Genomic DNA, 11,577 nt, shown 5'->3' on the forward strand with positions numbered 1-11,577 from the left:
ATGCTGGACATACTCCCTCAATCTGGTAACGAAGCGTCACATAACCCATGGTTAACCGCTGACGACTAAGCTCCGTGAATTAGGGGGCCGAAGTACGGAGGGATGCGATGTCCAATCCGTTCGATGACGACCAGGGAACCTTTCTGGTGCTATGGAACAACGAGGGGCAATATTCGTTGTGGCCCCATTTTGCCGACGTGCCGGCAGGGTGGGACACGGTGCACGGCCCCGCTTCCAGGCAGCAATGTCTCGATTACGTGGAAACGCAGTGGACCGACATGCGGCCGCGCAGCCTCGTGAGAGCAATGGACAGCTGAATCCGGCCGGTACCGAAGACGGTGCCGAGAAGGAAACACAGGACATGCTCGAAACGCAAGCGGCCCCTGTGGAGCCACAATGACCGTCACCCCGCAGACCCCACCGGTCCAGCCGTCCGCCTCCGTCGAAGACGACGACCTGCGACTGCTACTGATGATCAGGCATTTCGAACTGAAGCTGCTCGAACTGTTCGATCAGGGCGGCATCCATGGCACCACGCACACCTGCCTCGGCCAGGAGTACATTCCGGTCGCGCTGCACCCCATGCTGCACGATCGCGACTTCGTCTTCAGCAACCATCGCGGCCATGGTCACTACCTGGCCAGATACCAGGACCTTGAAGGGCTGCTCGCCGAGATCATGGGCAGGCAGGGGGCGGTCTGCCACGGAGTCGGCGGTAGCCAGCACATCCTGCGAGAGCGTTACCTGTCGACGGGGGTCCAGGGGCAGAGCCTTCCCGTGGCCGTCGGCATGGCCATGCGGCTGGCCGCCCGCGAACCCGGACGGCTGGCCTGCGTGTACATCGGCGACGGCACCTGGGGCGAGGGCGCGGTCTATGAGGCCCTCAACATGGCGGCGCTGTGGCGGCTGCCGCTTCTGGTCGTCGTGGAGAACAACGGCGTCGCGCAGTCCACCCCGACCGAACACCAGCTCGCCGGGACGGTCGCCGACCGGGCCGGGGCCTTCGGGATCGACCATCACCGGACGGACGCGATCGACCTCGCCGAGATCAGGGCGGCGCTGGCACCGCGGATAGAGCGGGTCAGGCGGGGGGACGGTCCGCTGGTCGCGGAGTTCGCCACCCACCGGGTCGGGCCGCACAGCAAGGGCGATGACACGCGTCCGCCCGAGGCGCTGCGGCAGGCTCTGGCCCATGACTGGTACGCGCTTCTGGCGGCCGGCGGCGACGCGCGCTTCGCCGCCTTCGACGCGGCGGCGCGGGAGCGAATCGACGAGCTCGCGGCCGACATCGCGACGCGCCCGCTCAGCCAGTGGAACGGCTCATGACCCCCACCCGCCGGCCGGAGGACCACAGCGCCGCCCTGCCGAACCGGCTCATGCCGCCCACCGGCTGGATTGAGCGGGCGTCATGAGGGTCGCGGAAAACCTCAACAGAGCCCTCGCCGGGCTGCTGGAGTCCGATCCGGCCGCGTGGATCCTCGGGGAGGACATCGCCGATCCCTACGGCGGTGCCTTCAAAATCACGCGCGGCCTCTCCACCCGCTTCCCCGGGCGGGTGGTGACGACCCCGCTCAGCGAGGGCGCGATCGTCGGAGCGGCGGCGGGGCTGGCGCTGGGTGGTGAGACGGCTGTCGCCGAGATCATGTTCGGTGACTTCGCCACACTGGCCTTCGACCAGCTCGTCAACTTCGCCGCCAAGTCTGTGTCGATGTACGGGCAGCGGGTGCCGTTGCGCCTGATCGTACGCTGCCCGGTCGGCGGCGGACGCGGCTACGGGCCCACGCACAGCCAGAGCCTGCAAAAGCACCTCATCGGAGTGCCCGGTCTGGACCTGTACGAGATGTCACCCTTCCATGACGCGGGCGAACTGCTGGCCGGAATCCTGAGCCGGGAGAAGCCGGCGGTCCTGTTCGAGGACAAGATCCTCTACACCCGGAACATGGTCGCCGGTCCCGCCGTGGACGACCTGCACGTCCACGACCGGATCGAAGGGGACATCGTCCGGGTGTACGCCGAGGATCCCGAGGCGTACGACTGCGTGCTGATCGCCGCCGGCGGGGTGGTGGAGCGGACATTGGCCGCCATGCGGGCGTTGCTGCTCGACGAGGAGATCTCCTGCCTGCTGCTGGTACCGTCGCGGCTCTACCCGTTCGACGTGACCACGTTGCTGCCGATCTTGACTCGGGCCGGGCTCGTGTGTGTCATAGAAGAGGGCACGGCGGGCGGTACGTGGGGCGCCGAGATCGCCTACCAGGTGCAGCGGCGGATGTGGGGGGTGTTGCCCCGGCCGGTCCTGTCGGTGCATTCCAGCGACAGTGTGATCCCGGCGGCCGTGCATCTGGAGGATCGAGTGCTGGTCCAGGCAGACACCATCCGGCGGGCCATATCGGAGGCGTTGCATGGCTGAGATCCGCGTACCCAAGCTCAACAGCAACGACAGCGCCTACGTGCTGGTCGAGTGGCTCGCCGAGGCCGGCCGGCCGGTCGCGGCCGGTGAGCCGGTGGCCACGGTGGAGACCTCCAAGGCGCTGGAGGAACTGGCCGCCGAGGCCGATGGGGTGCTGGAGCAGCAGATTCCAGCGGGGCGCGACATCGCGCCCGGCACACTGATCGGCCGAATCGTGGAACCGGGCGCGGAGCCGCCGGTCAGGCCGGGTGCCGAGGGCGCGGTCGTCCGTGTGCGGGAGATGGAGCCAGAGGCGCCGGCCCAGGTGATCACCGCTCCGGCCCGCGAGCTCATCGAGCGGCTCGGGCTCGCGCCCGAGCTGGTACGCACGCTCGACGTCAAGATCGTCCGCAGGGTGGACGTCGAACGCCTGGCAGCGGACGCGGGCAGGTCGCCGGCCGAGCCGCCGAACCACTCGGACGTACCACTGAACGGGCCGCGGGCGGGCACGGGCGGGCAACCGGCGAGGCAGCGGCCGAACGCGGGCACCCGGCCCGCTGAGCACCGGACGGACGCCGACCGGCTGTCGCCGGGACAGCGGGCGGTGGCGCGGGCCGTGACCCTGTCACATCGCGAGATTCCCGCCGCCTACACCCTCATCAGTGTGGACGCGGGCGCCGCGCTGGCACTGGCCGCCGAGCTGACCCGGCGGATGCGACGCTTCGTCGGGCTGCCCGAGCTGCTGGTACGCGCGATCGGCCGGCAGTTCGCGGCCATGCCGCACCTGTTCGCGACGCCGGTCGAGGGCCTGTCCCTGCGTCGCGCAGACCACGCTCACGTCGGCGTGACCATCGACGTCGGCCGTGGGCTCTTCACCCCGGTCGTCACCGAGGCGTCCCGCCGCACGCTGGAGGAGATCGTCGAAGAACTTTCGGCGTTCCGCAGGACCGCGGTGACCGGAGCCTTCCGCGAGAGCGAGCTCGCCGGCGGCAACATCGTCGTCGCGCTGCATCACGATCGTGACATCGTGGCCGCCATCCCGATCGTGTACCCAGGCCAGTTGGTCGCGCTTTCCATCGCCGGCCGGCGCAAGGAGCTCACCCTGGGCGACGGTGGGCGGCTGACGGAGCGGACCATGGTCAATCTGGGCGCCGCCTACGACCACCGGTTCGTCAACGGGCAGGACGCCACGAGATTCCTCCGGGCGTTGAAGGACGATCTGGAGGACCCCATCCGGCTCACCGGTCACCCGTCGGATATCTCTACATAAATCATTTCGCGTTGCGAAAGAGATCAACGACAATGTATTTTCGGCAGTGTTCGGCACAATGCCATCGGCCAATTCCGGGACACGTCCGCGAGATGCGCCCCGGTAACCACCTGCATATCCTGCAAAATGAACGGAAAGGAATCTTGACGAACCCAAAGATGATGTATAGCCTGACGGCGACCGCGGGAAAGCCGTCCACGCCTGACTACATGACCACAAAAGCTTAGGACATGTATGTATGACGGAAAATCAGGACTGCCCCATCAGGATCCGGAGTCTCGGAACCTTTGAGCTGAGCATGTATGGTTCCCTGGTTCGGCGGTGGCAGGCTGGGAAGGCGCGTAACCTGCTACAGCTCCTGCTCCTGCAAAGGGGAAAGCCACTTTCCAGAGAAGCCCTCTATCAGTCACTGTGGCCGGAGGCGGAATGGAGTAGTAGTTCCAGTTCATTAAAGGTCGCGGCACACGTCCTACGCCGAATACTCGCCTTGCCCGCCCACTCGAAGCCGGGAGCGCACTCCTCCTTACGGCTCATCACGCACGAGAACGGATATTCGCTGGAGGCTCACAGCGTATGGGTCGACTTCGAGGTGTTCGACGAGCTCATCCGGAGTGCCCGCGCCGCCGAGCAGGGTGGCGGCGCCGAACTCACACTACGATTACTCCGCCAGGCGGTGGATTTGTACGAAGGACAGTTCCTCCCCGACGTGAGCTTCGACTGGGCGCAGGTGCAGCGGGAGTGGCTCCGCAGCGGCATGCTCTACGCGATGGAACGCCTCGCCGAGGCGGAACTGAGGGCAGGCGACCATCTCTCCGTCATCGACAGATGCTGTCGAATGCTGGAGATCGAACCGTTCCGTGAAGAAACCTACCGAATGCTCATGCGCTCACACGCCGAGCTAGGCCAGCTCGCCCAGGCCAGAAGATGGTACCGGCTCTGTGCCTCCCGGCTCTGCAAGGAGCTGCAGATCAAACCCAGCATCGCCACCCAGCGTCTCTACCACGGTGTGATGCGTGGCGAACTGATGTAGCGTCGTCATGAGGTCGCCGTCGCGACCTGCACCACCATGGCGGCCAGTTCCTCCGCAAGCGCCTCCACGGAGCCCGTGGCCCAGCGCTCCGGGGTGTAGAGCAGCTCGGGCGTCCGGCTCAGCCGGGTGGGGATGCTCAGAGCCAGGTCATAGCGTAACCGCATTGCCTCTCGCGGGAGCTGTTCCAGGCGCACGCCCGCGACCTCGCACGGTTCGATCACCGTGTTGAACTCCTGTAGGCCGATGCTGGTCAATGGGTCACCGGTGCCGGAGACCAGGCCCAGCGTCCTGGCGATCAGAGAGTAGGGCACGTCCGTGTCGCGCAGCGCCGCGAGAAGCGCGCGGCGACCGGCGGCGACGGCCTCGGCAGGAGAGTCGTCCGCTGTGATGGGAACACTGATCGGGATCAGGCTCATCAAGCACCCCAGCAGTCCCGCCGTCGCGGGGTCGGCCCGATTGGCGAACGGGGCGGCCATGACGATCTCACGATCTCCGGTCACCCGCGCAAGGAGCAACCCGAACAGACCGGTCAAGGCCATGTTGGCGGTCGCTCCGAGCCGGTGACAGATCCCGGCCAGCGCAGGCCAGACGTCAGGCGGGCAGGGCAACTCCAGCCTGGCCGCGACCGGCTCAGGGCCGGATGGGCCCAGACCGGGCAGCTCCGGGCGGTAGGGAGCGTTGCCCAACCGGGCGGTGATTCGCCGCATGGCCTCGTCGGTACACGCCTGGCGCTCCTGCCGTACCCTGGCCGCGATCCAGCGGGCATAGGGGTCGCCGGGCTGCCGCGGAGGCGCCGGACGCCCTGTGAGAGCGGCCTCATACTGGACCAGTAGATCGCCCAGCAGCACCTCCAGCGAGCGGCCGTCGGTGATCAGATGGTGCATGATCACCAGCAGCACGTGTTCGTCCGAGGTGGTGCGGATCAGGCGAACCCGCCACAGTGGTCCCTCGGCCAGGTCGAACGGTTCCGTGGCCTCCATGGCGACCAGCCTGCCCAGGACGATCTCCCTGGCCTGGGGTGCGGCGGCGGCCAGGTCGCGCTCGGACCAGTCGAGCCGCCTCACGTCGAAGGTCTGGCGCGGTTCGCCGCCCACGTCGAGCACCCGGCACCGCAGCGCCTCGTGGGAGTCCTGGAGGACGGTGAAGGCCGACCGCAGCGCCGACACGTCAAGGGCGCCCATGACGCGCAGGCCACCGGTCACGTGGTAGCCGCTGCGTCCGGGATCGACTTGTTCGGCGAGCCAGATGGCCTGCTGGTCGGCCGTCAGCGGCAGCGGGTCGCGGCCGGCCTGCCCGCGCATCGCCGCGATCAGACGTGACCTCGCCTCGCGCATGTCCATGGCGGGAACGCTAAGCCGCTGTAGTTACGGCTCAGTTATGCATAACCTGCGCATAACTGCGGCTGCCTACGCTGGCGTGGTGCCGAATTCGTTTTCTCGATTCCTGAGTCCAGAGGAGCTGGACCGCGTCCGCGAATTGTATCTCGATTCCCTCGCCGCGCTCGAAGCGGAAGAGGAATCCCCCCAGGTTCCCGATGGCGGCACGGCCGGGCAGCGCCGCTCCGAGCAGGACTAGCACGCCAGGCCCGCGCTCTGGAAGGACTGAGCTTGTCGTCACCAGGTGGGAGTGGAGCCGGGGCCGAGCCCGGCCCGTCCGAGGACCGCGACCTCGCCGAGGCCGTTGCCGAGTACTTCCGCCTGGAGCTGGAGCTGGCCAGGTGCGACGTACACGACTCGTTCTTCGCGATGGGCGGCACCAGCCTGGCCGCCCTGCGCATCCTTGCCGCGCTGCGCGAGCGGTACGGCGTCCGGCTCGGCCTCGCCGATGTCTTCGACCACCCGACGCCCGCACTGCTGGCGGGCCGCCTGGCCGCCCATGGCGGCACGCGGGACGGCGACCTGCGCGAGCCCCACGGGCAAGGGCGGGCCACCCGCGACTCATCCGAGAGGTTTCCCCTGGCACACAACCAGGAGGGCTTCTTCGAGATCTCCAAGGCCGCAGGGGACGCGCCCTTTTTCAACATCGTCGGGAGTCTCAGGTTCTCCGGCCAGGTCGATCCGGGCGCGATCACGGCGGCGGTCGCCGAGGTCGCCCGCAGGCAGGGCGCTCTGCGGATGTGTTTCGGTGAGGATGGCGGGCGGCCGGTCCAGTGGACGACCGACGCGGCGCCGGCCGTTCGGGAGGTGGACCTGCGCCCGGACGGCCCGGCCCGGCTGCGTCGGCTGCTCACCCGCGAGCAGCGGACCGGGTTCCGGCTCGCGGAAGGGCCCCCGGTGCGGTTCATCCTGGCCCGTACCGGCGACCGTGACTGGTCCCTCGTCTGGACCGCACACCATCTGATCTTCGATGGCGTGTCGAACGGCATCCTGGCCGAGGAACTGGCGCACGCCTACCAGGTCCGCCTCGGCGGGCAAAGCCCGCGGGCCGAACTCACCGCCCGGTACACGGATTTCGCCCTTTGGCAGCGCGACACGCTCACCGGTGACCGGCTGGCCGATCACCTGCGTGCGCTGGAGGAGACGCTGAGCCGGCCTTCCATGCCGATCGCCCCGGTGCCGGAGCGCGGCTACATGACCCGGCTGAGCACTTTCCGGATCGACAGAAACGCCACCGGCGGGCTGCGGCAGGTGGCGGCCCGGCTGGATGTCTCGATGTTCGTGCTCCTGGTGGCGGCGGCCCTGGGCTTCGTCGCCGGTAGGGGCGGCGGGCACGGCGGCGGGCACGTTCCGCGCATCGGGGTGCAGGCGGCCAATCGGAGCTGGCCGGGCAGTGAGGCGCTCATCGGCTGCTTTTCCAACAGCCTCCTGGTGGACGGCCCGGCGAAGCCGGGGGATGATCCCCGGCATCTGGCCGACGCGGCCAAGGCCGCCCTCACCCGTGCGCTCCGGCACGAGGAGATGCCGCTGGAGCTCGCGATGCGGCTGCTCACCCGGCGCGGTGCGGACCTGACGGGCAGATTGCCGGAGTTCGGTCTCGCCCTGCAACCTGGTCCCAGGACGCGAATTCACCTTTCCGGCGGGATTTTGGAGCCGGTCCCTGTGATCATAGAGGGCGACTATGTGGATCCCACGGAGTTTCCCCTCGTCGTCGAGCTGTTCACCCGTGACGGCGGGTTCAGCGGGGTGAGCCACCACATGGTCGCCGCCTGGCCCGGTGATACCCACGCCCAGGCGATGGCAGAGCTGGGGGCGGCCATCGGTCGCCTTGCAGGGACCGACACGGAGGGTGATTCGCCGGCATGTCAAGCGCGCAGTCACACGATCAGATGAGCCCGCCCACGAGCCGATTAAGCCCGCGCCGAGCGCCCGTCCTCGTTCTCGGGCATGCCGCCGCCACGGCGCGCCCGGGAGCGGCGGCACTGCTGGCCCTGATGGTGCTCATCGCGTCCGCAATACCCGCCGGGCTGGCCATCGGGTCGGGCGCCCTGGTGGGCCTGATCGCCGACCCCGGACGTGCTTCCGACGCAGTGGTGGTGTCCGCCGCGCCGATCGTGGTGATCATCGGCTCGCTCTTCCTGCTGCAGCAGGTGCTGCCGGCGCCGGCCTCCGCCGGGGCCGAGGATCTCGGCAGGCGGATGGGCAGGATCGTCGCCGACCGGATGCTGACGGCGCTCGGCCGGCCCACGGCGGCCGAGCACCTCGACCATCCGCGCACCGCGCGCCTGGTCACCGACATCAACAGCGGCCTGGGCGGCTCGGGCATCCGGGACGCGCTGGTAGGCATGGTGAACATCGGAATCCTGCGCGGCGGCGCGATCAGCGGAGCTTTGATCATCATCACCTACCGGTGGTGGGTCGCGCTCGCGTTGTTCCTCGCCTACGGCTACGCGGTTCTGATCATGTCCCGTGGCTTCCAGCGGATGCTGCATTCCTCGGAGGGCGTTCCCGACCGGGTCCGTCGCGCGCTCTACCTCAAGGATCTGGTGCCCGGCGCCGCCAAGGAGGTGCGGATATTCGGCCTGGCCGACTGGCTGCTCGGCGGCTACCGCGGGGAGTGGCGCCAGGCGATCGAGGGGCTGCGCGACGAGCGGCGGGGCGCGTGGCGGGTCGGCCTCACCGGCGGGGCGGCCGTCCTGGCGGCCCAGGTGCTGATGTTCGGCATGCTCGCCGCCGACCTGTGGAACGGCGAGGTGTCCGTCGGCCAGGCGACCACGCTGGCGATCGGCGCCACCGCCCTGCACGGCCTCAACACCGTCACCCCCGACCTGGTCTCCATCGCCATGGCGGGTGCCGTGCTGAACCAGGTGGACCGGCTGGAACGGTGGACGGCGGGCTTCGCGGGCGGCCAGGGCGGCAGGCCCGTCCGTTTCGCGAGGACGATCGTGTTCGAGGAGGTCGGCTTCCGCTACCCGGACTCCGACGCCTGGGTCCTGCGAGGTCTGAACCTGACCTTGCCGGCGGGCACCTCCACCGCGATCGTCGGCATCAACGGCACCGGCAAGACCACGCTGGTGAAGCTGATGTGCGGGCTCTACACCCCCACTGAAGGCCGCATCCTCATCGACGGCGTGGACCTCGCCGAGGCCGACCTCGTCCTTTGGCAGCGGCAGTGCGCGGCGCTGTTCCAGGACTGGGTGCGCTGGGGGCTGACGATCCGGGAGAACGTCCTGCTCGGCGCTCCCGCACAGCCGGATGACCAGGAGGAGTTACAGCGAACGGCCGACCTCTGCGGCCTCACCGAGGTGGTCGAGGCCCTGCCCGACGGCTGGTCGACGGTGCTCAGCCGGGAGTTCGGCGGTGTGGATCTGTCCGGCGGGCAATGGCAGCGCGTCGGCCTGTGCCGGGCCCTGTGGGCGCTGCGCGCGGGCGCCGGCCTGCTCGTGCTCGACGAGCCCACCGCCGCGCTGGACGTACGCGGCGAGAGCGAGCTGTACAACCTGCTGCTCCAGGCGGCCCAGGGCAAGTCCATCGTGTTGATCTCGCACCGTTTCTCCACGGTCCGCTACGCCGACCAGATCGTGGTGCTGGAGGACGGGCGCGTACTCGAAAGCGGCGACCATCAGTCGCTGCTCGCCGCGCAGGGACGCTACGCCGAGATGTTCCACGTTCAGGCGGACCGGTTCGGCGAGGTGGAGGCGACCTCATGAAGGGCCGGATCCGCATGAGCACTCTGGCGTACGCGCTCAGGCTCTCACTCGCCGCCGACCACAGGGCGACACTGATCACCCTGTTCGCATTCGGTACCTACCCGGCCGTGCCCATCACCGTCGCCTACCTCATCACCGTGGTCATCGACGCGGCGATCGCGGGCGATCAGGCGCTGCTGACCGGCGCGGCCCTGACGATCGGGGTCATCGCCGGGCTGGCCACCGGGGTCGTGTCGATCTCGCTGGAACAGTCCACGCGCATGATCGAGGCCACCTCGGCAGAGGTGGACCAGCGCATGATGAGCCTGCTGGGGCGCATCCCGCAGATCAGCGATCTGGACGATCCGGAGGTTCTCGATCAGCTAGAGATGCTGCGCCAGGAGCGCGTCATGCTCTCCGAGGGCACGGACGCCTTCTCCCTGCTGCTCGGGGCGTCGATCCGGGCCTGTGTGACCGTGGTGTTCCTGGCGATGATCAATCCGCTGATGTTGTTCACGCTCATACTGTCCGTGCCGCCTCTGCTGGCATCACGGCGAGGCGAACGGCTGCGCGCGGCGGCCATGGAGCGGTCGGCGCAGGACGCGCGGCTGGGCCGGCACCTGTACGAGACGGGCACTTCCCGGACGGCGGGCAAGGAACTGCGGCTGTTCGGCGTCGAGCCGTATCTGCGGGAGCGGTACGCGAGCGTGCAGCGTCAGGCGGACGGCGAGGTCATCAGGGCCGGCTACCGGAACCTGGCCGGCACCATCCTCGCCGGCCTGCTGTTCGCCGCCGGATACGTCGCGTCCCTGTTGCTCGTGCTCGCCGACTTCGCCGCCGGGCGCGCCTCGGTGGGCGAGGTGGTGCTGACGTTCAGCCTGGTGACCTTGATCAATATTCAGCTCGGCCAGATCATCAGACTGCTGTCCTTCCAGCAGCGCACGCTGACCGCCATCGGCCGGCTGCGCCGGCTGGAAGAGCGCGTCGCCGGCACGGCGGGGACCGTGGGGGGCGACCGGCCCGTGCCGGGACATCTGGCCGAGGGCATCCGCCTGAGGAACGTCGGCTTTCGCTATCCCGGCGCGCACCGCCCGGCCCTTCAGGGCGTCGATCTGCATCTGCCCGCCGGATGCGTGGTCGCGGTCGTCGGCGAGAACGGGTCGGGCAAGTCGACGCTCATCAAGCTGCTGGCCGGGCTGTACGAGCCCACCGAGGGCGAGATCTTGGTGGACGGGACGCCGCTGGCCGAGCTGGAGCGCACGGCGTGGCACGGCGGCACGAGCGCCTGCTTCCAGGACTTCGCCAAGCTGGAGTTCACCATCCGCGACAGCGTGGGGGCAGGCGACCTCGCCGCTCGGGCCGACCCGCGCGCGATCGCTGTCGCAGTGGAGCAGGGCGGGGCCACCGCGGTCGTCCAGGATCTGCCGCGAGGGCTCGACACCCCGCTGGGGAGCTCACTCGACGGCGGGGTCGAACTCTCGGGCGGTCAGTGGCAACGGGTGGCGCTCGCCCGCTCCAGGATGCGCCAATCCCCCGTCCTGCTGCTGCTGGACGAGCCGACGGCCGCCATCGACCCGCTGGCCGAGGACGAGATCCTCAGCCGTTACGTGACGGCCGCCAAGGGGACCGCCGATCGCACCAACGGGGTGACGGTGTTCGCCTCGCACCGGCTGTCCACGGTCCGCACGGCCGACCTGATCGTGGTGGTCGATTCCGGATCGATCGCCCAGGTGGGCAAGCATGATCGGCTAATGGCCGAGCGTGACGGAATCTATCGGGACATCTACACCAGACAGCTTCGCGCCTACAGGAGATAGGGAGCGTGC

The 11,577-nt window shown here is 68.8% G+C and carries 10 protein-coding genes and 1 pseudogene; 10 read left to right on the forward strand and 1 reads right to left on the reverse strand.

What is annotated here, in order from left to right; all coding sequences use genetic code 11:
- Positions 1 to 107 precede the first annotated feature (107 nt).
- The 6 genes and pseudogenes from ACH34R_RS10580 to ACH34R_RS10605 all read left to right on the forward strand — a co-directional run bounded on the left by ACH34R_RS10580 (position 108) and on the right by ACH34R_RS10605 (position 4,686).
- Entirely contained in the window at positions 108 to 317 is a 210-nt protein-coding gene (locus ACH34R_RS10580; RefSeq protein WP_397561167.1) for an MbtH family protein, read from the forward strand.
- A gap of 79 nt (positions 318 to 396) precedes the next feature.
- Positions 397 to 1,326: a thiamine pyrophosphate-dependent dehydrogenase E1 component subunit alpha gene (locus ACH34R_RS10585; protein WP_397561168.1), complete on the forward strand. Its 930-nt coding sequence runs from the start codon at positions 397 to 399 to the stop codon at positions 1,324 to 1,326.
- An 82-nt stretch (positions 1,327 to 1,408) separates the two neighbouring features.
- Entirely contained in the window at positions 1,409 to 2,407 is a 999-nt protein-coding gene (locus ACH34R_RS10590) for an alpha-ketoacid dehydrogenase subunit beta (protein ID WP_397561169.1), read from the forward strand.
- Positions 2,400 to 3,656, forward strand: a complete 1,257-nt coding sequence (locus ACH34R_RS10595; RefSeq protein WP_397561170.1) for a 2-oxo acid dehydrogenase subunit E2 — start codon at positions 2,400 to 2,402, stop codon at positions 3,654 to 3,656. The genes ACH34R_RS10590 and ACH34R_RS10595 overlap by 8 nt, the downstream gene beginning before the upstream one ends.
- A gap of 298 nt (positions 3,657 to 3,954) precedes the next feature.
- Positions 3,955 to 4,134, forward strand: a pseudogene (locus ACH34R_RS10600) (winged helix-turn-helix domain-containing protein); the annotation flags it as partial.
- 111 nt (positions 4,135 to 4,245) lie between these two features.
- Complete coding sequence (locus tag ACH34R_RS10605) at positions 4,246 to 4,686, forward strand: BTAD domain-containing putative transcriptional regulator (RefSeq protein ID WP_397561510.1); 441 nt, start codon at positions 4,246 to 4,248, stop codon at positions 4,684 to 4,686.
- 5 nt (positions 4,687 to 4,691) lie between these two features.
- Here ACH34R_RS10605 and ACH34R_RS10610 read toward each other — a convergent pair whose 3' ends face one another.
- On the reverse strand, positions 4,692 to 6,026 hold the full coding sequence (locus tag ACH34R_RS10610) for a condensation domain-containing protein (protein WP_397561171.1): 1,335 nt from the start codon (positions 6,024 to 6,026) through the stop codon (positions 4,692 to 4,694).
- A 37-nt stretch (positions 6,027 to 6,063) separates the two neighbouring features.
- On the opposite strand from ACH34R_RS10610, the gene ACH34R_RS10615 reads away from it, so the two are divergent.
- From ACH34R_RS10615 to ACH34R_RS10630, 4 genes are read left to right on the forward strand one after another with little or no spacing between them, the layout of a single operon-like run.
- Complete coding sequence (locus ACH34R_RS10615; RefSeq protein WP_397561172.1) at positions 6,064 to 6,261, forward strand: hypothetical protein; 198 nt, start codon at positions 6,064 to 6,066, stop codon at positions 6,259 to 6,261.
- 32 nt (positions 6,262 to 6,293) lie between these two features.
- Positions 6,294 to 7,955, forward strand: a complete 1,662-nt coding sequence (locus ACH34R_RS10620; RefSeq protein ID WP_397561173.1) for a condensation domain-containing protein — start codon at positions 6,294 to 6,296, stop codon at positions 7,953 to 7,955.
- On the forward strand, positions 7,952 to 9,772 hold the full coding sequence (locus tag ACH34R_RS10625; protein ID WP_397561174.1) for an ABC transporter ATP-binding protein: 1,821 nt from the start codon (positions 7,952 to 7,954) through the stop codon (positions 9,770 to 9,772). The genes ACH34R_RS10620 and ACH34R_RS10625 overlap by 4 nt, the downstream gene beginning before the upstream one ends.
- 14 nt (positions 9,773 to 9,786) lie before the next feature.
- Complete coding sequence (locus ACH34R_RS10630) at positions 9,787 to 11,568, forward strand: ABC transporter ATP-binding protein (RefSeq protein ID WP_397561175.1); 1,782 nt, start codon at positions 9,787 to 9,789, stop codon at positions 11,566 to 11,568.
- The last annotated feature ends 9 nt before the right edge of the window (positions 11,569 to 11,577 follow it).

This window comes from Spongiactinospora sp. 9N601 (assembly GCF_044326295.1).
In the GTDB taxonomy this organism is placed as follows: Bacteria; Actinomycetota; Actinomycetes; order Streptosporangiales; family Streptosporangiaceae; genus Spongiactinospora; species Spongiactinospora gelatinilytica.